This is a genomic window from Bordetella genomosp. 10, from assembly GCF_002261225.1.
In the GTDB taxonomy this organism is placed as follows: domain Bacteria; phylum Pseudomonadota; class Gammaproteobacteria; order Burkholderiales; family Burkholderiaceae_B; genus Bordetella_C.
Genome location: NZ_NEVM01000005.1, coordinates 1,180,840 through 1,200,556 on the forward strand (window position 1 = coordinate 1,180,840; position 19,717 = coordinate 1,200,556).

Annotated in this window: 19 protein-coding genes; 10 read left to right on the forward strand and 9 right to left on the reverse strand. The window is 67.3% G+C overall.

What is annotated here, in order from left to right:
• Together CAL29_RS21495 and CAL29_RS21500 are read right to left on the reverse strand one after the other, a co-directional pair.
• The gene (locus CAL29_RS21495) at positions 1-642 is read right to left on the reverse strand and encodes an amino acid ABC transporter permease (protein WP_094855032.1); all 642 of its coding nucleotides are present in this window, start codon (positions 640-642) and stop codon (positions 1-3) included.
• 15 nt (positions 643-657) lie between these two features.
• Entirely contained in the window at positions 658-1,563 is a 906-nt protein-coding gene (locus CAL29_RS21500; RefSeq protein ID WP_094855033.1) for a transporter substrate-binding domain-containing protein, read from the reverse strand.
• Positions 1,564-1,795: 232 nt separating this feature from the next.
• Between CAL29_RS21500 and pdxR the strand changes: the two genes are divergently transcribed.
• On the forward strand, positions 1,796-3,283 hold the full coding sequence (pdxR, locus tag CAL29_RS21505) for a MocR-like pyridoxine biosynthesis transcription factor PdxR (protein ID WP_094855034.1): 1,488 nt from the start codon (positions 1,796-1,798) through the stop codon (positions 3,281-3,283).
• Between the two features lie 42 nt (positions 3,284-3,325).
• Here pdxR and CAL29_RS21510 read toward each other — a convergent pair whose 3' ends face one another.
• Positions 3,326-5,476 (reverse strand): TonB-dependent siderophore receptor, encoded by a 2,151-nt coding sequence (locus CAL29_RS21510; protein WP_094855035.1) that lies wholly within the window; start codon positions 5,474-5,476, stop codon positions 3,326-3,328.
• A gap of 162 nt (positions 5,477-5,638) precedes the next feature.
• On the opposite strand from CAL29_RS21510, the gene CAL29_RS21515 reads away from it, so the two are divergent.
• On the forward strand, positions 5,639-6,424 hold the full coding sequence (locus CAL29_RS21515; protein WP_094855036.1) for an AraC family transcriptional regulator: 786 nt from the start codon (positions 5,639-5,641) through the stop codon (positions 6,422-6,424).
• A gap of 118 nt (positions 6,425-6,542) precedes the next feature.
• Positions 6,543-7,649: an MBL fold metallo-hydrolase gene (locus CAL29_RS21520; protein ID WP_094855037.1), complete on the forward strand. Its 1,107-nt coding sequence runs from the start codon at positions 6,543-6,545 to the stop codon at positions 7,647-7,649.
• A gap of 12 nt (positions 7,650-7,661) precedes the next feature.
• Here CAL29_RS21520 and CAL29_RS21525 read toward each other — a convergent pair whose 3' ends face one another.
• Together CAL29_RS21525 and CAL29_RS21530 are read right to left on the reverse strand one after the other, a co-directional pair.
• A complete protein-coding gene (locus tag CAL29_RS21525) occupies positions 7,662-8,063 on the reverse strand; it encodes a ribosomal maturation YjgA family protein (RefSeq protein WP_094855038.1) in 402 nt (133 codons plus the stop codon).
• Between the two features lie 24 nt (positions 8,064-8,087).
• Positions 8,088-8,981: a LysR family transcriptional regulator gene (locus tag CAL29_RS21530; RefSeq protein ID WP_094855039.1), complete on the reverse strand. Its 894-nt coding sequence runs from the start codon at positions 8,979-8,981 to the stop codon at positions 8,088-8,090.
• A gap of 121 nt (positions 8,982-9,102) precedes the next feature.
• On the opposite strand from CAL29_RS21530, the gene CAL29_RS21535 reads away from it, so the two are divergent.
• A complete protein-coding gene (locus tag CAL29_RS21535; RefSeq protein ID WP_094855040.1) occupies positions 9,103-9,534 on the forward strand; it encodes a PACE efflux transporter in 432 nt (143 codons plus the stop codon).
• 30 nt (positions 9,535-9,564) lie between these two features.
• On the opposite strand, the gene CAL29_RS21540 is transcribed toward CAL29_RS21535, so the two are convergent.
• The 3 genes from CAL29_RS21540 to CAL29_RS21550 all read right to left on the reverse strand — a co-directional run bounded on the left by CAL29_RS21540 (position 9,565) and on the right by CAL29_RS21550 (position 11,330).
• On the reverse strand, positions 9,565-9,870 hold the full coding sequence (locus tag CAL29_RS21540) for an addiction module antidote protein (RefSeq protein ID WP_094855041.1): 306 nt from the start codon (positions 9,868-9,870) through the stop codon (positions 9,565-9,567).
• A complete protein-coding gene (locus tag CAL29_RS21545) occupies positions 9,867-10,181 on the reverse strand; it encodes a type II toxin-antitoxin system RelE/ParE family toxin (protein ID WP_094855042.1) in 315 nt (104 codons plus the stop codon). The genes CAL29_RS21540 and CAL29_RS21545 overlap by 4 nt, the downstream gene beginning before the upstream one ends.
• A gap of 168 nt (positions 10,182-10,349) precedes the next feature.
• Positions 10,350-11,330, reverse strand: coding sequence for a LysR family transcriptional regulator (locus CAL29_RS21550; protein ID WP_094855043.1), 981 nt, complete (start codon positions 11,328-11,330; stop codon positions 10,350-10,352).
• A 227-nt stretch (positions 11,331-11,557) separates the two neighbouring features.
• On the opposite strand from CAL29_RS21550, the gene CAL29_RS21555 reads away from it, so the two are divergent.
• From CAL29_RS21555 to CAL29_RS21580, 6 genes are all read left to right on the forward strand, one after another.
• Positions 11,558-12,724, forward strand: a complete 1,167-nt coding sequence (locus CAL29_RS21555) for a pyridoxal-phosphate-dependent aminotransferase family protein (RefSeq protein WP_179284133.1) — start codon at positions 11,558-11,560, stop codon at positions 12,722-12,724.
• 167 nt (positions 12,725-12,891) lie between these two features.
• Positions 12,892-13,899, forward strand: coding sequence for an extracellular solute-binding protein (locus CAL29_RS21560; protein WP_179284134.1), 1,008 nt, complete (start codon positions 12,892-12,894; stop codon positions 13,897-13,899).
• A gap of 4 nt (positions 13,900-13,903) precedes the next feature.
• On the forward strand, positions 13,904-14,965 hold the full coding sequence (locus CAL29_RS21565; protein ID WP_094855046.1) for an ABC transporter ATP-binding protein: 1,062 nt from the start codon (positions 13,904-13,906) through the stop codon (positions 14,963-14,965).
• Complete coding sequence (locus tag CAL29_RS21570; RefSeq protein WP_094855047.1) at positions 14,962-16,599, forward strand: ABC transporter permease; 1,638 nt, start codon at positions 14,962-14,964, stop codon at positions 16,597-16,599. The genes CAL29_RS21565 and CAL29_RS21570 overlap by 4 nt, the downstream gene beginning before the upstream one ends.
• 57 nt (positions 16,600-16,656) lie before the next feature.
• Entirely contained in the window at positions 16,657-17,688 is a 1,032-nt protein-coding gene (locus CAL29_RS21575; RefSeq protein ID WP_094855048.1) for a threonine aldolase family protein, read from the forward strand.
• Between the two features lie 171 nt (positions 17,689-17,859).
• Positions 17,860-18,564: an SDR family oxidoreductase gene (locus CAL29_RS21580; protein WP_094855049.1), complete on the forward strand. Its 705-nt coding sequence runs from the start codon at positions 17,860-17,862 to the stop codon at positions 18,562-18,564.
• Positions 18,565-18,645: 81 nt separating this feature from the next.
• On the opposite strand, the gene CAL29_RS21585 is transcribed toward CAL29_RS21580, so the two are convergent.
• Positions 18,646-19,629: a Bug family tripartite tricarboxylate transporter substrate binding protein gene (locus CAL29_RS21585; RefSeq protein ID WP_094855050.1), complete on the reverse strand. Its 984-nt coding sequence runs from the start codon at positions 19,627-19,629 to the stop codon at positions 18,646-18,648.
• Positions 19,630-19,717 lie beyond the last annotated feature (88 nt).

Below are 19,717 nucleotides of genomic sequence, written 5' to 3' on the forward strand. Positions count from 1 at the left end.
CTACATCGCCAGGCGGCCGGCGCGGCGCTCGGCCAGCGCCTGCAGGCGCACCAGCAGGGCGATCAACAGCATGTACAGGACCGCGGCGGCCAGGATGGGCGGCAGGGGCTCGTAGGTCACCGCGGCGATCCGGTTGGTGACGCGGCTCAGGTCCACCAGGCCGATGATGGCGACGGCCGGGCTGCTCTTGACCAGCGACGACATCTCGTTGACCAGCCCGGGCATGCTGCTGACCACCATCTGGGGCAGCATGATGCGCCGGAACATGACGGCCGGCGTCATGCCGCAGGCCAGCGTGGCCTCGCGCTGCTCACGCGAGAAGCTGGCGAAGGCCGAACGCCAGATTTCGGCGTTGAAGGCCGAGGTGTTGATGGTCAGCGCCACGATGGCGGCGGTCTCGCGGTTGATGCCCAGGCCCACCGACGGCAGTCCCAGGAATACGAACAGCACCAGCGTCACCAGCGGCGTGGCGCGCGCCAGGCTGATCCAGGTCGCAAGGATCTGGTCCAGCACGGGAATGCGCGCCAGGCGCAGCAGCGCCAGGCCGAGTCCCAGGACCACCCCGATGGCGATGGAGACGGCGGAGATCCATGCCGTCACCCACGCGCCGTCCAACAGCATGCGCCAGGCTTGCGCGTCCACGCCCGTCCTCCCCGCCTACTCCATGCCCGCCAGCTTGTGGAATTGCTCCACGCTGGTAATGGGCGTCGTGGGCAGGTCCGGGAAGCTTTCGCCGAACCACTTCTTCTGCAACTCGGCCAGCCGCCCGCTCTGGCGGATATGGTCCATGAAGCCGGTCAGGAACTTCAGCAGTTCCGGATTCCCCTTGGGGATGGGCCAGGCGGCGAAGCCGTTGCCCGATACCGCCACGCCCTTGGCGAAGACCTTGGGCCGCGACTTGACCAGGTCGTTCACGGAGATGACGGCATTGACGACATAGTCCAGCCGCCCGTTGGCCAGGTCGGCGTAGGCCTCGGGATAGGACTGGTACTGGACCACCTCGCCGAGCTTGCCGTTGGTCTTGGCGAGCATCTTCTCCAGTTCTGGCAGGCGCGCCAGCAGGGCGCTGCCCGCCTGCACGCCCACCGTCTTGCCGCTGAGGCTGGCGACGTCGCCGAGGCGGTCGTCGCCGGCCCGCTTGACGTAGAAATGCTGGGCCGAGGCGAAGGGCGGCGTGAAATCGAAGGTCTTCAGACGGTCGTCGGTGACCAGCGCGCCGGTGAACGCCACGTCGTACTGGCCGGCCGAGACGGCGGCCAGCAGGCCGGTCCAGGGCAGGATGTCCTGCTGCACCTTGAACTTCGTCGCGTACTTGCGCAGGTCCTCCAGCAGGTCGGCGTGGAAGCCCGCCGCCTTGCCGTCGACGATGAAATTGAAGGGAGCGTAGTCGTCCTCCGTCGCGACCTTCATGGTGCCGCGCTTTTCGATGTCCGCCAGGTCGGCGCGCGCGCTCAGGGATACGGCAAACAGGCAGGCGGCCAAGGCGCAGGCCGCGCGGCCCACGGCGCGGCGGCGCGCGCCGCCCGCGGTCGCGGCCCGGGCCGTCTCAGAAGTATTACGCATGGAATTCCCCTTGTCGTCGGTCGGTCTCGTGGACCGGTCCCTCGTCGCGCCGTCGGTGAACGGCGTGGGAGCCGGCGCAACCATCTTAGGGGCGCTGCCGGGCGGGCCGATAGGACAGTTATGCGCAACGGATTGGCCAGATGCGGCGCGCCGCGAAATTGGCATGGTCCTTGCTTGATTCCCTATTTGTTCGAAGCGTTCCCCGGAATGCGGCGCAAGCTCGGAGGCCCTCATGATCGACCACTATTTCCATCTCGATCTGCATCATGCGCGCGGCCTGCAGGAACAATTGCGCGAGGCGCTGGTCGGCGCCATCCTCGGCGGCACCTTTCCCGCGGACGAACCGCTGCCCTCGTGCCGCGACCTGGCCCGGCAGATCGGCGTGTCGCGCAACACCGCGGCCCTGGTCTACGAAAGCCTGGTCGAGGAAGGTTTTCTGCAGAGCCGGCCGCGCAGCGGCTACTACCTGCACGCGGACTATCGCGACGGCGGAACGGCGGCGGCGCTCGCGGCGGCCCGCCATGACGCACCCCCACAGAGCCATGCACCGGATTGTGCACCGTCCTGGAGCAGGCGCCTGCGCCTGTCCTCCCAGGTGCGCCAGGGCGTCCTGCGCCCCAGCAACTGGCGCGACTACGACTATCCCTTCGCCTACGGGCAGGCGGACACGCAGCGCTTTCCCCTCGCCGCCTGGCGCCGCGCCAGCCGCGCCATCCTGGAGCCCGCGCATTGCGCGGCCTGGCTCAACGACGCGGTGGACCAGGACGACCCGGAACTGATCGCGCAATTGCGCACGCGCGTCCTGCCCAAGCGCGGCATCCAGGCCGCTCCCGAACAGATCCTGGTCACGCTGGGTTCGCAGAACGCCCTCTATCTGCTGGCCGCGCTGCTGATGGGGCCGGGCGTGCGCGTCGGCATCGAGAATCCGGGATTCCGCGACGCCTGGAACGTGTTCGAACTGCAGAACGCCGGCGTCTCCCTGCATCCGGTGGACGAGGAAGGCATCGTGCTCGACGAGCGCGCGGCCGACTGCGACTACCTCTACGTCACGCCCAGCCACCAGGTGCCGACCGGCGTCACCATGAGCGCGGCGCGGCGCCAGGCGCTCTGGCGGCAGATCCAGCGGCATGACCAGATCGTCATCGAGGACGACTACGAGGCCGACCTGGACCTGTCCGGGCGGCCGCCGCCGGCATTGAAGGCGGCCGACCGGCACGGCCGCGTCATCTACCTGAGCAGCTTCTCGAAGTGCCTGGCGCCGGGGCTGCGGCTGGGCTACATGGTGGCCGACGAAGAACTGGTGCGCGAACTGCGCGCCCTGCGCCGCCTGATCTGCCGCCATGCGCCCTTGAACAACCAGCGCCTGCTCGCGCGCTTCCTGGCCCAGGGCGACTACGACGCGCACCTGCGCCGCTATCGCGACGAGCATGCGCGCAAGCACGAAAAGCTGTGCCGCGCGATCGACCGCCACCTGCCGGATTGCCGCTACGCGCAGGCCAACGGCGCCGGCGCGCTCTGGCTGGATGCGCCGCCGTCGACCAGCACCCAGAAACTCGCCTGGGCGGCGTCGCGCCGCAGCGTGCTGATCGAACCCGGCTTTCCCAACTTCTTCGATGCCGAACCGTCCGACCGCCACTTCCGCCTGGGCTTCACGGCGATCGGCACGGACCGCATCGAGCCGGGCATCGCCCTGCTGGGCGAGACCCTGGCGCGCATCTGAAAGAAGCTGCTTGAAAAAAGCCCCCGCCGACCGCGTAGACGGCTACCAGGTATAGGTGGCCGTCGCCATCACCGTCCGCTGGGCGCCGTAGTAGCAGAACATGTAGCTGGAGCAGTACGAGACGTAGGTCTTGTTGAACAGGTTGGACGCGTTCAGGGCGAAGCGCCAGCGGTCCATGTCGTAGTGCACGGCGGCGTCGACCAGCGTATGCGACGGGACGACCAGGGAATTGTCGGCGCTGCCGTAGCTCTTGCCCACATAGCGCACGCCGGCGCCGAAGCCGAGCTTGTCCAGCGGGCCGCCATGGATGGTGTAGTCGCCCCACACGGACGCCATCTGCACCGGCTGCGAAACCGGATGGTCGCCCTGGTTGCCGTCGTTGGACTTCAGCACCGTCTGGTGCAGGTAGGCGTAGGAGGCCAGCAGGCTCAAGTTGCGCGACAGCTCCGCATGGCCTTCCACTTCGATGCCGCGCGACCGCACTTCGCCCGTCTGCACGCTGTAGTTCGTGTGCGCCGGATCGGCGGTCAGCACATTGCTCTGGCGCAGGTCGAACAACGCCACGGTCGCGTAGCTGCGCACACCGGCGGGCTGGTACTTGACGCCGATCTCGTACTGCTTGCCCTCGGTGGGCTTGAAGACGTTGCCCGCGTAGTCCGTCCCGGTCTGCGGCTGGAAGGACGTCGAGTAGCTGGCATACGGGGCGATGCCGTTGTCGAACTTGTAGTTCAGGCCGGCGCGCCAGGTGAAGGCATGATCGCGCTGGTCCGTGCGCGACGTGGGCAGGCCGGAGGCGGCATCGTCCTGCCGGTCGTCCGTATGGGCCCAATCGAAGCGGCCGCCCAGCGTGAACAGCCAGCGGTCCAGGCGCGCCTGCTCTTGCAGGTAGGTTCCCAACTGCGTCAGGCGGGTAGTCTGGTTCACCGTGACCGGCACCGTGGGCAGGCCGCTGAAATCCGGGTGGTAGATATCGATGGCATCGCTGCCGAAGTAGGCGCCGCCCCGATGGATGTCGCTGCGCAGGTACTGGTAGTCCAGCCCCGCCAGCACCGTGTGGCGCACCGGCCCGGTCGCGAAATCCGCCTGGACCTGGTTGTCCAGCGTGAACTGGCCCATGTGCTCCTTGTTGACGTTGGCCCACATGTAGGCCGTGCGGTAATCGGGATTGAGCAGGCTGGACACCGAGGTCTGGTAGTAATCGATGTCGTCATGCAGGTAGCGCAGGTTCTGCCGCACCTTCAGATGCTCGTTGAAGCGATGCTCGAAGAGATAGCCCGCCGAGTACTGGTTGCGGGAAAAGTGGTCGCGGTCGGGATCGCCCAGATAGTCGTGCGGGGAGATCCTGCCATTGGGATTCCAGCGCACGCTGCCGTAGGCGGGCAAGGGATTGAACAGCCCGCCCTCCGGGTCGCGCTGGAAGCTGGTGAGCAGCGTCAGGCTGGTGTCCGCGTCGGGACGCCAGGTCAACGCCGGCGCGATGGCAAGGCGTTCCTCGCCGATATGGTCGGTCTGCGTATTGGCGTCGCGCGCCAGGCCGGTGACGCGGTAGAGCCACTTGCCGTCGGCGTCCAGCGGGCCGCCGAAATCGAAGCCGAGCTGGCGGCGCTGGTCGTTGCCGATGCCCACCGTGATGGAGTGAAGCGGATCCTCGGTCGGCCGCTTGGTCACCATGTCCACCAGCCCGCCCGGGCTGGCCTGGCCATACAGCACCGAGGCAGGGCCGCGCAGCACGTCGATGCGCTCCAGGAAGTAGGGATCGATGCGGGGGTTGGCGAACCACGTCGTGCGATTCAGCTTCATGCCGTCCAGGTAGGAATCGGCGTCGAAACCGCGGATACTGAGCTGGTCGAAGCGCAGGTCGTTGTCCTGGCTGGACGTGGACGGCACGTAGCGCACGGCCTGGTCCAGCGTCTGGGCGTTCTGGGCGTCCATCTGCGCGCGCGTGACCACGGTCACCGATTGCGGGTTGTCGACCAGCGCCGTGTCCGTCTTGCTGCCGGCGCTGCTACGCGTGGCGACGTAGCCGGACACGGGTCCGTCCGCGGTCTCATCGGCGCGCTGTCCCTGGACGTCGACGACCGGAAGTTGCGTGCTGACCTGCTGCGCCGGCGCGGCGGGCGCCCAGCAGCCGAGGACGGCCAGGGTCAGGGTGGACGCGCGAAATGCCGGGCGCGCCGCCAGAATCGATAGCATGACCTGCTCTCCTTTTTGCCTTGGCGCGGTGGCTAAGGCCTCAGAACGAAATAAGAATTTTTATTATTTGAATTGAAAAATTCCGGGCCGAGTGGTCAAATGCCGATGCGCATCGGACAAGAATTGGCACGATCGCGTAGTTTTCCGGCAGATCAACGGAATATGGACAACATCTGGCGACAGCGCTTCGGCGCGGGGTATCAACGGCAGTCCTGGCCCGTCATGGGATGGGGCAAGCGCTATCGCGGCGGCCAGCGGGAGATCTGGCACAGCCATGAACAAGGCCAACTGGTCTATCCCGGCCAGGGCGTGGTGCGCGTGCTGACCTCCGTCGGCGCATGGACGGTCACGCCGGTCCAGGGCTTGTGGATCGCCTCGGGCGTGGACCACGAGTTGCACATGATCGGCGCCGTGCATCTGCTGACCCTGCGCGTCGAACCGGACGCCGCGCCCTGGCTGTGGCCGGAGTGCCGGCTCGTCGAGGTCCAGCCCCTGTTGCGCGAACTGCTGCTGGCCATGACCGCCGATCCCTTCGAGTATGCCGCGGACAGCAACGCCGCGCTGATCGCGCCGCTGGCGCTGCGTTGCCTGGGCAGCGCGGCGACGCTCGATCATGGCAAGCTGCCCCTGCCGTCCGACAAGCGGCTGCTGCGCGTGTGCGAGATGCTGATGCAATCGCCCGCCAGCGACAACACGCTGGAACATCTCAGCACCCTGGTCGGCGCCAGCGCGCGCACCCTGGCGCGCCTGTTCCAGGCCGAGACGGGATTGACCTTCGGCCAATGGCGGCGCCAGTTGCGCCTGTCCGAAGCCGTGTGCCAGCTCTCGCTGGGCGCGTCCGTGTCCAGCGTGGCGCGGGGCCTGGGCTACGCCAATCCGAATGCCTTCACCGCCATGTTCCGCAAGGCGCTGGGCGCGCCGCCGCAACGGTATATGCGCGGCCTGTAAGGGCGGGTTTGTTCGGGCTCGCTGAACAGTGTTTTCCACCAGGCGGCTTTCTTGAAATCCGCCGGCGCGGCAGCATGTAGTGTCGCGTCCCGAATTCAGACCCTAGGAATCCCCCCGCATGTCGACCACCTGCAGATTGAGCGCGTGCTGGAAAGAACGCCGCCCCCTCGTGCCCGGCGCCGTCCGCCGCTGGCTGGGCCTGGACGCCATCGCGCGCTCGCGCCTGGTCCAGGGGTCGGCCCAGCATGACGGCGAACGCTTCCGCAATGCCGCGCCGGCGCCCGTCGAAGGACTGGGCAAGATGCTGCGCATCGCCTGGAACATGCTGCTGCACAAGCCCAGGGACACGACGCCGGCCGGCGCCATTCCGATCGACGCGCTGACCCGCGAACAACTGGCCGCGGCGCCGGACCGGAGCCTGTATCGCCTGGGCCATTCCACGCTGCTGTTCAAGCTGCACGGCCAGTTCTGGCTGACCGACCCGGTGTTCGGCGAACGCGCGTCGCCCTTCCGGTCCATGGGTCCGCGCCGTTTCCATGCGCCGCCCATCGCGCCAGAAGAGCTGCCGCCGCTGCGCGCCGTGATTCTTTCCCACGATCATTACGACCATCTCGACCGCGATACCGTCCTCGCGCTGGCCGACAGGACGGAAGTCTTCCTGACGACGCTGGGCGTGGGCGACCGCCTGATCGAATGGGGCATCCCCGCGCATCGGGTCAGGCAATTCGACTGGTGGAGCGGCATCACGCTGGACGGCGTGACGCTGACCGCGGCGCCGGCGCAGCACTTTTCCGGGCGCGGCCTGCTGGACCGCGACCGCACGCTATGGGCGTCGTGGGTGATCGACGACGGCGAGGTGCGCGTCTTCTTCAGCGGCGACACGGGCTATTTCGACGGCTTCCAGGAGATCGGCGAAAGGCTCGGCCCCTTCGACGTCACCTTCATCGAGACAGGCGCCTATGACGCGCAATGGCCCTACGTCCACATGCAGCCCGAGGAAACGGTGCAGGCCCACGTCGACCTGCGCGGACGCTGGCTGGTGCCCATCCACAACGGCACCTTCGACCTGGCCATGCACCGCTGGCAGGACCCGTTCGAGCGCGTGACCGCCATCGCGCGTCCGCGCGGCGTCATGCTGTCGACGCCGCGCATGGGGGAACGCCTGGACCTGTCCGCGCCGCAGGCCGGCAGCGCCTGGTGGCGCGAAGTGCCGGCGTCGCGCTGAAGCGGCCAGGATTCAGGTTCCGGGACGCGCAAGCGCCGCCCGCCGGCGCTGCAAGGGAAGCTCGATCGCCAGCACGGCGATCCCGCCCAGCGCGTAGGCCGCGACATCCCACCAGTCGGCGGTGCTGCCCAGGACGATGCGCAAGACGGGATTCGGGATGCGCCAGCCCATCCGGGCCACGATGTATTGGCCCAGTTCCACCGCGGCGCCTACGCCGAAGGCCAGGCCGGCGAGCAGCGGCGCGGGAGCGCGCAACGCCGTCTTGAACACGTAGTACACCCAGATCACCGCCAGCGTATCGCCCAGGAAGCTGCGCACCCAGCCCCAGCGCGCGCCGGCGGTGGCGAGCACGGCCAGGACGACGAACAGCAGGACGGCGGCGGCCAGGGCGCGCGGATCGAAGCGGATTTTCATGGGCGCGATCGTAACCCGGCCGCGTCACGCCGGCGCCTTGCCCCGGCGCATCAGGTCGATGTAGCGCTGCGCGCCCAGGCCCAGCGGTCTTTCGCGCGACCAGACCACGTCGACCCACAGCGGGCGTTCGTTGGTGATGTTGTCGAAGGGAATCTCCACCAGGGCGCCCGCGCTCACCAGCGGCCGCACCAGGCTCTGCGGCAGATAGGCCCAGCCCAGGCCGCCCTGCACCAGGCGCAGCGTGGCCAGGTGATTGTCGGTGCGCCAGATGTGCCGCGACAGCGCGAAGCGGGGATCCAGTTGCTCCGGGCTTCGGCTCGCCACCACGATCTGCCGCAGCTCGATCAGGTCCTCCATCCGCAAGGGGCCGCGACGCGACCACGCGCGGTGGGTCTCCGGGTCCGCGACGGCGACCAGGATTTCCTCGCCGAGCTCCTGGAAAGCCTCGCGCTCGTCCATATGGGCACGCTCGAAGACCAGGGCCAATTGCACGCAGCCCTCGTGCATCATGCGCAGGGCGTCCTCCTGCGGCGCCGTGACGACCTCCACCTCCAGCGACGGATATTCCGCCGCCAGCACGGTCAGCGGCAGGCTCCAGGGCGTCGACATCAGTTCGGGCGCGATGGCCAGGGTCAGCCGCTGCTCCAGCCCCCGGTGCAGCGCCAGGGCATGGGTGTCCAGTTGCCGCAACTGGCTGGCGATCTGCCGCGCCAGCGGCTCCAGCGAGCGGGCGGCATCGGTGGCGCGCGGCTCGCGCCCTTCCCTGTCGAAGAGCTTCAGGTCCAGTCCGGCTTCCAGTTGGGCGATGGCCATGCTGACCGCTGACGGCACCCGCCCGAGCAGCCGGGCCGCCGCGGAGAACGAGCCGCTGTCCAGGACCGCCAGGAAGATCCGGATGTTGTCGCTGGAAAAGATCATCGTCTATCAATAAAACTGAAAGATTCTGACTTTATACATCAATTATTCGCGCATAAAGTGCGTGGTCATGGAGGCCAAGACCGGGCTACCCGGCGCGGACCCTCGATACCGGAGCACAACAATGCAAGGCATCAAACGGCGTATCGTCTACGTCGCCATCTACGAAGCGATCGCGATCGCGGTCACCACCCTGGGCTTGTCGGTCTTCTCCGACAAAAGCGCGGCGCACGCCAGCATCGCCGCCGTCGCGTCCACGACCGTGGCCATCGTCTGGAACCTGGTCTTCAACTACCTGTTCGAGCGCTGGGAAGCGCGCCAGACGACCAAGGGCCGCAGCCTGCGCCGCCGCGTCGCGCACGCGATCGGTTTCGAGGGCGGCCTGGTCGTCGTGCTGGTCCCCCTGTTCGCCTGGTGGATGGGCATCTCCCTGCTCAGCGCCTTCGTCCTCGACCTCGGCCTGATCGTCTTCTTCCTGCTCTACACCTTCGTCTACAACCTCTGCTTCGACAAAATCTTCGGCCTCCCCGACAGCGCACGCTCCCCGCAATCGTGACGGCCGCCCGCGCGAGCCGGCGGTCGCCGCCTATATGGTGGGCGCGTGATCCTTGGGTTTCACGACGGCGGAAATGGAAACGCCCAATGCCTCCATCACCCGGCGAAGCGTGTGATAGCTGGGATTCGAGCCTGGCGCCAGGACGCGATAAAGATTGGTGCGAGACAACCCCGTGCCCTTGGAAATTTCACCGATTCCTCGCGCGCGGGCGACATCGCCCAAGGCCTGCAAGAAAGCATCGGGATCGTCCTCCTGAGCCGCGAGCGCCAGATAGTGCGCGATCGTCTCGTCATCCGTAAGGTAGTTTGCCGGATCGAAGTCTCGTAGATAAGTCATTTGACCGCACTCCCTTTCAATTCCCCCCACAGACGCTTCGCGGCCGCAATGTCGCGGGTCTGGCTCTTCTTGTCTCCGCCGCATAGCAACAGATAAACCACGTCGTTCTCTCTGGTGTAGTACACCCGATAGCCCGCGCCTTCATGGATACGCATCTCGCTGATGCCTTCCCCAACAGGGGCCACATCGCCGAAATTCCCCATTCTGGCTCGCGCCAGACGACGAATGACATGGGATTTTGCGAGGGGGTCTCGAAGACGCTCGAGCCAGCTCGCAAATACTTCCGTTTCGCGCAATTTGAGATTCGGCATTGTCGCTCAAAAGGGACAAAAAATAAAGTCACGTTTTTGATGCGAGCAGCGCCTGCGGCGTCGTTACGAGCTTCGACTCCGCTCACGGACATGTGGTCACGAAACACCATGGGGCGTTCCGCGGCAACGTACCGCGTGCCGCGTGCCGGCAACAGGATCGAAGCGTTCTTATGCGACGCGAACGGCGCTGGCTGCGATGGCGCGCCGGTCCGGCATCATTGTGCAGAGATGCACGCCGGGCGGGATGGGCTTGCGGCGCATGGTGTCGCAGAGGAAATGCAGGAGATGCTCGGAGCCGCTCGATAGCGCGCGCAACTGGCGGGTGATCAGGCAGATCTCGCGCGACAGGCTGGGCGAGCGCAATTCGCGGAATACGAATTTCGAGGCGTCGCGCTCGCTGGCCGCCAGCGCGGGCAGCACGCTATAGCGGTTGCCAATGCCCAGCATCGAATACAGCGCGCTGGTGTTGGACACCTCGTCATGCGGCGCGTCGAAAAGCGCCGGCTTGCCCGCGTGCGCGCGCAGGTAGGCGCCTATGCCGGTGTCGGAGGAAAATCCGATATAGCTCGACGACTCCAGCGACTCCCAGCCGATCGGTCCGCTGCCCCGCGCCAGGGGATGGTCGCGCTGGCACACGATGCCGTAGCGGTCCTCGAACAGCGGCGTATAGCTGAGCTCGTCGTACCCGCGGTAGCGGCTCTCCACCGCGAAGTCGATTTCGCCGTTGGCCACCATCTGTTCGGCCGCTGCGGCGCTGGCGCCGCGCAGCGAAATGGTGATGCCGGGATAGGCGACGCGGAAGCCCTCGATGGCGTCGACCAGGAAGTAGTTCACCACCGACGTGATGGCCGCGATGCGGACATGCCCCTGCCGCCCATCCGACAAGGCCTGCAGGTCGCCGATGGCGCCGTCGAACTGGCCGATCACCCGCATCGCCTCGGCCTTGAAGCTGGCTCCCGCCTGCGTCAGGGCGACGCGCCGCGTGCTGCGATCGAACAGGCGCACGCCGACCGCTTCCTCGAATTGCTGGATCGTCGAGGTCAATGACGACTGCGTCAGCGACATGCGCGAAGCCGCGAGCGTGAAGGATCCGGTGTCGGCAACCGCCACGAAGCAGCGCAGATGACGCAAGGAAACGTGGCGTGACATGGCGCGTGCCGGCTCGATTCAGGACGAAGACGAAATGGAAAAACGAAGCGGGAAAGACGATGCGAGCATATATTTGAAAAAACGAATAATCAATAGATGCAAACCATTTGTTTTGACCCACCCACCTGCCTAGAATCTGGCGATACGTGTGCCCGTCACCCCTGTAAATAGCGGTTTTTTTCAAAACGACGGTGCACCGCCCACCGACCATGGAGCGCTTCGACCCGATGTCCCACACCGCGATCCAACCCCTTGCGCCGGACGGCTACCGGCTGCGTCTGCCCGGCCCCACCTTCGTCCCCGAGCGCGTGCTGCAAGCCACCGCGCAACTGGTGGTCAATCATCGAGGTCCCGAATTCCGCGCCGCGCTGGCGCGCGCGGAAGCCGGCCTGCAACCCATCCTCGGCACCGAGAACCGCATCCTCTTCTACGCGGCCTCCGGCAGCGGCATGATGGAAGCCGCCATCGTCAACGTGGCCGGTCCCGGCGACGAGCTGCTGATCGTCACGCACGGCCAGTTCGGCGAACGCTTCTCGACCATCGCCGAAGCGGTCGGCGCCAAGGCCGACGTGGTGGCCGCGCCCTGGGGCGAGGACATCGACGTCGACGCCGTCGAGGCGCGCCTGCGCGAGAAGGACTATCGCGCCATGGTGGTCGTGCACAACGAAAGCTCCACCGGCATCGTCGCCGACCTGGCCAGGCTGGGCGCGCTGGTGCGCGACCGTCCCACCTTGCTGGTGGTGGACTCCGTCAGCGGCCTGGGCGGCATCGAGATGAAGCAGGACGAATGGGGCGTGGACATCCTGGTGTCCGCGTCGCAGAAGGCGCTGATGTGCCCGCCCGGGCTGGGCTTGGCGAGCGTCAGCGCCAAGGCCTGGAAAGTGATCCAGGGCGGCGGCCGCCTGCCCTCCTTCTATTGGGATTTCCGCCGCGCGCTGGCCTCGGCGGAAAAAGGCGAGACGCCGTTCACGCCCGCCGTCGGCCTGGTCGCCGGACTGATCGAGGCGCTGGACATGATCCACGCGGAAGGCCTGCCCAACGTGCTGGCGCGCCACACGCGCCTGGCCAACGCGCTGCGCGCCGGCGGCGCGGCCATCGGCTTGACCGACTTCGGCCCCGGCAAGCGCAAGTCCTCCACCGTGGTGGTGTTCGACGTGCCCGCCCCGCTGGACGGGGCCGCCATCGTGCGCGAGCTGTACCAGCGCCATCGCACCGTCATCGCGGGCGCGCGCAATCGCCTGTCCGGCAAGGTGATCCGCATCGGCACGATGGGCGCCATCGACGCCGACACCATAGGCACGGACCTGGCGCATCTCGAAGACGTGCTGCGCGTCCTCGGGCACAATCTCACGCCGGGCGCGGGCGTCGCCGCCGCGCGCGCCAGCTTATCCTGAACCTCCAGTCCATGCGCCGCCGCACATAGGGATTTTCCCCCCCAGAGCCTTAAGCAACAATCCTCTCTGGCGGAAACAAGCGGCGCATGGGCTTTTTCCATCCGACAGGCCGCGCCTTCGGAAACACCGAAAGAAATTCAGAAGGCGCACACGATATGGGGAATGCCATGCAATACAAGAATAGCTGGACGGGCGCGTTGATACTGGCGGGAGCCGCAACGATGGCCACCGTCCCCGCATGGGCGGCCGGCGGCCACGTCGTGCTCTACTCGGCCAACGACGACACCGTCAACAAACTGATCGCCGACGGCTTCAAGAAGGAAACGGGAATCACGGTGGACGTCGTCTCCACCGGGTCCGGCGTGCTGTTCCGGCGCGTCATTTCCGAGCAAGGCAATCCACAGGGCGACGTGGTGTGGGGCGTCAGCGCCGCGCTGCTCAAGCAGAACAGCAAGTATTTCGACGCCCATGCCGCCAAGGGCGCGGACCAGGTGCCGCCGCAATACCGCGATCCGAACAATCTCTGGATCGGCACCAACCTGCAAGTGGCGGTCATCAGCCAGAACACCAAGTCCATAGACGCCGCCAAGGGCCCGAAGACCTGGGAAGACCTGATGGATCCGGCGTGGAAAGGCAAGCTGGCCTACACCGATCCGGCCAACTCGGGCTTCTCCTACGCGACCGCCAGCGGCCTGCTGGGCGCCTGGGGCGACAACGACGCCGCCTGGGCCAAGCTGAAGAAACTGATCGCCAACACCAAGGTGCTGAATCGTTCCACGCTGGTGTTCGACGGCAACGGCACGGGCGAATATCCCCTGGGCATTTCGCTGGAGTATGCCGGCTACCTGTGGGCGCACAACGGCGCGCCGGTCAAGGTGACCTACCCCGCCGACGGCACGGTGGCGCTGGCCGAGGGCGCGGCCGTCATCAAGGGCGGCCCCAACACCGCCAACGCGCGCGCCCTGGTGGACTACCTGGCCAGCAAGTCGACGGAGGAAATGCTGCTGAAGTCGACCTTCCGCCGCCCCGCCCGCCAGGACGTCCCCCTGAGCGAATCGGGAGGCATGCCGCCCCTGTCGCAGATCAAGCTGCTGCCTTACGACGACGCGAAATGGGAAGCCGCGCGCACCGAGACCTTGCGCAAGCTGAAGGACATCATCCAGGAAACCCGTTGATCGCATGACGGCCATACGCATCGACCAGTTGACGTGCGCCTTCGGCGACATGCGCGCCGTCGACGGCATCTCCGCGACCATCGCCCACGGCGAGCTGTTCACCCTGCTGGGGCCCTCGGGCTGCGGCAAGACCACGCTGCTGCGCTCGATCGCCGGCTTCAACGACGTGGCGTCCGGCAGCATCTGGCTGGGCGACAAGCGCATCGACAGCCTGCCGGCGCACCAGCGCAACATCGGCATGGTCTTCCAGAACTATGCAATCTTTCCCAACCTGAACGTGGCGGACAACGTCGCCTACGGGCTGCGCGCGCGGCGCACGCCCGCGGCGGAAATCGCCGCGCGGGTGGAGAAGGCCTTGCAGCGCGTGCGCCTGGAAGGCTATGGCCCGCGCTGGCCGCATCAACTGTCCGGCGGGCAATTGCAGCGCGTGGCCATCGCGCGGGCCCTGGTCATCGAGCCCGCGGTGCTGCTGTTCGACGAGCCGCTGTCCAACCTGGACGCGCAACTGCGCACCGACATGCGCGTCGAAATCCGGCGGCTGCAGCAATCGCTCGGCCTGACCGCGGTGTACGTCACCCACGACCAGGAGGAAGCCCTGGCCATCTCCGACCGCATCGCCGTGCTGCGCGACGGGCGCGTCGAGCAGGTGGGCACGCCGGAAGACATCTACCGCCACCCGAAAACGCCTTTCGTCGCCAGCTTCCTGGGCGGCACCAACATGCTGCCCGGCGTGGCGGGCGTATTCGACGGCGCGGCGACGCCGGTACAGGCATGCGGCGGGACGATCTCCGTGCCCGGCCGGATCGCCGACGCCGGCGCCAAGGTCCTGCTGTCCATCCGGCCCGAAGCCTTGCGCGTGGCCGGCGACGGGAGCGGCGCGCACCTGAGCGCCAGGCTGGTGCTGCGCGAATTCCTGGGCCAGATCCAGCGCCTGCATGCCGAGCTGCCCGACGGCACGCCGGTGCGGGTGTCGACGCTGGGCGCCGCCGCGCTGGAGGTGCGCGAAGGCGCGTCCTTCGGCCTGGCCTACGACCCGGCGCAAATCGTGGCGTTCCCCGCGTCATGAAGGAATTCCGCCTCTCCGTCACCGCCATCGCGCTGGTGCTGCTGGCGGTCTTCCTGCTCTATCCGCTGGCCCTGGTGCTGGATGCCAGCCTGCGGGTGGAAGGCAGCGGCGCGTTCACGCTGGCGAACTACGCCAAGGTGTTCTCCAGCGCCTACTACACCAACAGCGTCCTCAACAGCCTGACCGCCGGCGTGCTGGCCACGATCTGCGCGACGGCGCTGGCGGTGCCGCTGGCGTTCTGCCTGGCGCGCGTGAACCTGCCCGGGCGCACGGTGCTGCTGACGCTGGCGTCGCTGCCGCTGGGCCTGCCCTCCTTCGTGGCCGCCTACGCGCTGGTGCTGCTGTTCGGCCATGCCGGCGTGGTCACCACCGCGCTGCGGGACATCGGCATTCCCATCGGATCGATCTACGGCATGCCCGGCATCGTCATCGTGTTCGCGCTAACGCTGTATCCCTACGTGCTGATGCCCACCATCGCCGGCTTCAGGGCCATCGATATCTCGGTGGAGGAAGCGGCGCGCAACCTGGGCGGATCGCGCCTGCACGTCTTCCGCACCGTGCTGCTGCCGGTGGTGATGCCCGCCGTGCTCGCCGGCGCCCTGCTGGTGTTCATCGAGACGCTGGAGAATTTCGGCGTGCCCGCCGTGCTGGCCGAGGACAAGCCTTTCCTGGCGGTGGACATCTTCAAGCTGTTCGCCGGCGAGGCCGACAGCAACCCGGCCGCGGCGGGCGCGCTGAGCGTGCTGCTGATCGCGGGCACCTCGGTGGTGCTGCTGATCCAGCGCCGCTACCTGGGCAAGCGCCGCTTCACGACCAACGCGCGCTCGGCGCCGCCGCCGGTGCCGCTGACGCGTGGCTGGCGCATCGCCGCCTCGGCCTATTGCTGGGGCATGGTGGCGATTTCGCTGCTGCCCTTCGCCGCCGTGCTGATGATTTCCTTCCTGCGCTTCCGCGGACCGGTCCTGCATTGGGAGGCCAGCCTGGGCAACTACGCCGAACTGCTCGCGGGCTCCTACCAGCCGCTGTACAACACGCTGATCCTGGCCACGGTCACGGCGCTGGTCGCGACGGCGATCGGCGCGCCGATCGGCTACGTCGTCGCCCGCCACCGCAGCCGCCTGACGGGCGTGCTGGACATGGTCGGGATGGCGCCTTTCGCCGTCTCCGGCACGGTGCTGGGCATCGGCCTGATCCTGGCCTTCAACGACCGGCCCCTGATATTGACCGGCGGCTGGCTGATCCTGGTCATCGCCTACGTCGTGCGCAAGCTGCCCTTCGCCATCCGCTCCTCGTCGGCCATCGTGCACCAGATCGAACCCAGCCTGGAGGAGGCGTCCATCAACCTGGGCGTCTCCCCCATGCGCACCTTCGCCACCCTGACCGTGCCGCTGATGATGAGCGGCCTGGCCGGCAGCGTCATCCTGGTCTGGATCACCGTGGCGTCCGAGTTGAGCGCCACCATCGTCCTCTATACGAGCAAATGGTCGACCATGACCGTGCGCATGTACCAGTTCCTGGAAGGAACGGCGCCCGGCACCGCGACCGCGGCGGCCGCCGTGCTGATCCTTTTCACCGCCGTGCCGCTGCTGCTGGTGAACCGCCGCCTGCGGCGCCAGGACGGCACGTTGCTCTAGTGTCGTCACCAAGGCAAGGGCCGCTCACGAGTATGCAAACAGGTGGATGACACGCCAATGATCCCGAACTTCCGCAGCGACAACATCGCTACCGTCCATCCCGACCTCCTGCGCGCCATCGCCGAGGTCAACCAGGGTCCCGCGGCCGCCTACGGCGACGACGAATACAGCGCCGCGATGAACTGCAAGTTCTCCGCCTACTTCGGGACGGACGTGGTGGTCTTTCCGGTCGCCACCGGGACGGCCGCCAACGCCCTGTCCCTGGCGGCCTGCGCGCGCCCTTACGGCGGCATCTACTGCCAATGGGAAGCGCACATCCACACCTCGGAAGGCGGCGCCGCCGAGGCCTATACGGGCGGGGCCAAGCTGATCCCCCTGCCCGGCGCCGACTACAAATTGTCGCCCGAGGCCCTGGCCGACGCCCTGCGGCATGCCGAGCGCGGCGTCCGCAACCGCCCGCAGCCCGATGCCGTGTCGATCACCCAGGCCACCGAATACGGCACGGTCTATGGCCTGGACGAGATCGCCGCCGTGGGCGCGGCCGCGCGCAGGGCGGGCATCGTGTTCCATATGGACGGGGCGCGCTTCGCCAATGCCTTGTCGACCCTGGGCTGCGAGCCGGGGGAAATGACCTGGCGGCGCGGCGTGGACATCCTGTCGTTCGGCTGCACCAAGAACGGCGGCATGAGCGCGGACGCCATCGTGGTATTCAACCAGGCCCTGGCCGAGCCGCTGTCCTACCACCTGCGGCGCGCCGGCCAGACCTGGTCCAAGATGCGATTCGCCGCCGCGCAGTTGATGGCCTATATCGAAAACGGCCTGCTGCTGCGCCTGGCCGCGCACGCCAATAGCCTGGCGGCGCGCCTGGGCCGGGAGCTGGCGGCGCTTCCCGGCGTCGAACTGGCCGCGCCGGTGCAGGCGAACCTGGTGTTCCTGCGCCTGCCGGAGGCCGCGATCGACAAGCTGGCCGACGCCGGCGTGCGCTTTGCCCGCCGGCGCGGCGGCATTGTCCGGCTGGTGACGCGGTTCGACGGCGGCCATGAGGAAATCGACCACATGGTCGCCCTGACGCGGGCCGCCCTGGCCTGAGAACCGCGTCTCTGTAGGTCCATAGCTCGCTCATCTCCCTACGCTTGTTGTACAAATCAATGCGACGCGCCCGGTCCATCGAACAATGACGGACCGGGCTTCCCCCCATTTGCGCGACGGCATGGCAAATACGCCGCCCGCGCGAAGCCGAACCGGAAAGGAGCATATCGAATGAGCATGGAAAAAGTAGCGCTGGTCACGGCGGGCGGCAGCGGCATGGGCGCCGCGGCGGCCAGGCGGCTTGCCGCGGACGGCTATCGCGTCGCCATTCTTTCCTCGTCCGGCAAGGGCGAGGCCCTGGCCGCCGAGCTGAACGGCATCGGCGTCACGGGTTCCAACCAGTCCAACGAGGACCTGGCCCGGCTGGTCGACCAGGCGATGGCCCGCTGGGGCCGCATCGACGTGCTGGTGAACAGCGCCGGCCACGGCCCCAAGGGCCCGGTGCTGGACCTGACCGACGAAGACTGGCACAAGGGGCTGGACACCTATTTTCTCAACGTCGTGCGCCCGACCCGGCTGGTCACGCCCGTCATGCGCGGGCAGAAGTCCGGCGTCATCGTGAACATCTCGTCCGCCTGGGTCGTCGAGCCCTCGGAGCTGTTCCCCACCTCCGCGGCCTTCCGCGCGGCGCTGGCGTCTTTCACCAAGCTGTTCGCCGACAGTGAGGCCAAGCACAATATCCGCATGAACAACGTCCTGCCGGGATGGATCGACAGCCTGCCGGCAACCGAAGCCCGCCGCGCGAGCGTCCCCTTGCAGCGCTACGGCACCAGCGACGAAATCGCCGCCACCATCGCCTTCCTGGCCTCCGACGGCGCGGCATACATCACCGGCCAGAACATCCGCGTCGACGGGGGGTTGATGCGCAGCGTTTGAGGCTCGTCCGAGCCGTGCGTCACGGAAAGGCCGCGAACCGCGAAAACCTGCGTGGTCCAGGCCCTTGCCGCGATTCGCACGCTATTGCACGGTGGCGCCGGAGCGCTTCACGGCCTCTCCCCAGCGGTCCACTTCCCGAGCCAGGAACTTACTGAAATCGGCGGGCGTCCCGCCCGCGGCGTCCGAGCCCTGCTGCGCCAACTTGGCGCGCAGGTCGGGATCGGCCAGCGCCTGGTCGGCCGCCGCGTTCAAGCGCTCGACCACCGCGTCGGGGGTTCCTTTTGGCACGACGATGCCGTACCACGCCGTCACGACGAAGTCGGGATAGCCGGACTCGGCTGCCGTCGGCACGTCCGGCAACACCGGCGACCGCTTGGCCGACGTCACGGCCAAGGCGCGCAACTTGTTGGACAGCACCAGCGGCGCGACCAACGGCACGCCCTCCACCACCATCTGCAACTGCTTGGCCATCAGGTCAGTGATGGCCGGCGTACCGCCGCGATAAGGCACGTGCAGCATGCGCGTGCCCGTCTGCAACATCAGCAGCTCGGTGGACAGGTGCGCGATGCTGCCCGAGCCGCCGGTGCCGAAGCTGACCTTGCCCGGCTCGCGCTTGGCCATGGCGAGGAATTCCTTCAGGTTTTTCGCGGGAACTTCCGGGTGCACGACCAGGGCCAGCGGCGAGGTCGATGCCAGGACCACCGGCCGGAAATCGCGCAGGGTGTCGTAGGCGCTGTTGGGATACAGGCTGGGATTGATCGCCAGCGAGCCGGTGTTGCCCATCAGGATGGTATAGCCGTCCGCGGGCGCCTTGGCCACGTACTCGGTCGCGATATTACCGGCCGCGCCGGAGCGGTTTTCCACCACGATGGATTGCTTCAGGACTTTCGTCATGCCTGCCGCCATCAACCGCGCGACAAGGTCCACGCCGCCACCCGGCGGAAAGCCGACGATCATGCGGATGGGCCGATCGGGGTAGGTCTGGGCGGCTGCGGCGGATGCGCAACATAGCGCCACAACGGCGAGGGCGTGGCGCGCCCAACGCGATGGGGTCAAGACAGGCATGTCGTCTCCTGATGTCGTTATATGTATTTTTTGGGATCCGCTTTTGAGATATGCTTTTTGAGAAAGCGGTTTCTTACTATAGGAGGGC

Bases quoted from the DNA above. Each gene is read 5' to 3' on its own strand.
- CAL29_RS21500 (WP_094855033.1), bottom strand. From the start codon at position 1,563: ATGCGTAATACTTCTGAGACGGCCCGGGCCGCGACCGCGGGCGGCGCG.
- pdxR (WP_094855034.1), top strand. From the start codon at position 1,796: ATGATCGACCACTATTTCCATCTCGATCTGCATCATGCGCGCGGCCTG.
- CAL29_RS21510 (WP_094855035.1), bottom strand. From the start codon at position 5,476: ATGCTATCGATTCTGGCGGCGCGCCCGGCATTTCGCGCGTCCACCCTG.
- CAL29_RS21515 (WP_094855036.1), top strand. From the start codon at position 5,639: ATGGACAACATCTGGCGACAGCGCTTCGGCGCGGGGTATCAACGGCAG.
- CAL29_RS21520 (WP_094855037.1), top strand. From the start codon at position 6,543: ATGTCGACCACCTGCAGATTGAGCGCGTGCTGGAAAGAACGCCGCCCC.
- CAL29_RS21525 (WP_094855038.1), bottom strand. From the start codon at position 8,063: ATGAAAATCCGCTTCGATCCGCGCGCCCTGGCCGCCGCCGTCCTGCTG.
- CAL29_RS21530 (WP_094855039.1), bottom strand. From the start codon at position 8,981: ATGATCTTTTCCAGCGACAACATCCGGATCTTCCTGGCGGTCCTGGAC.
- CAL29_RS21535 (WP_094855040.1), top strand. From the start codon at position 9,103: ATGCAAGGCATCAAACGGCGTATCGTCTACGTCGCCATCTACGAAGCG.
- CAL29_RS21540 (WP_094855041.1), bottom strand. From the start codon at position 9,870: ATGACTTATCTACGAGACTTCGATCCGGCAAACTACCTTACGGATGAC.
- CAL29_RS21545 (WP_094855042.1), bottom strand. From the start codon at position 10,181: ATGCCGAATCTCAAATTGCGCGAAACGGAAGTATTTGCGAGCTGGCTC.
- CAL29_RS21550 (WP_094855043.1), bottom strand. From the start codon at position 11,330: ATGTCACGCCACGTTTCCTTGCGTCATCTGCGCTGCTTCGTGGCGGTT.
- CAL29_RS21555 (WP_179284133.1), top strand. From the start codon at position 11,558: ATGTCCCACACCGCGATCCAACCCCTTGCGCCGGACGGCTACCGGCTG.
- CAL29_RS21560 (WP_179284134.1), top strand. From the start codon at position 12,892: ATGCAATACAAGAATAGCTGGACGGGCGCGTTGATACTGGCGGGAGCC.
- CAL29_RS21565 (WP_094855046.1), top strand. From the start codon at position 13,904: ATGACGGCCATACGCATCGACCAGTTGACGTGCGCCTTCGGCGACATG.
- CAL29_RS21570 (WP_094855047.1), top strand. From the start codon at position 14,962: ATGAAGGAATTCCGCCTCTCCGTCACCGCCATCGCGCTGGTGCTGCTG.
- CAL29_RS21575 (WP_094855048.1), top strand. From the start codon at position 16,657: ATGATCCCGAACTTCCGCAGCGACAACATCGCTACCGTCCATCCCGAC.
- CAL29_RS21580 (WP_094855049.1), top strand. From the start codon at position 17,860: ATGAGCATGGAAAAAGTAGCGCTGGTCACGGCGGGCGGCAGCGGCATG.
- CAL29_RS21585 (WP_094855050.1), bottom strand. From the start codon at position 19,629: ATGCCTGTCTTGACCCCATCGCGTTGGGCGCGCCACGCCCTCGCCGTT.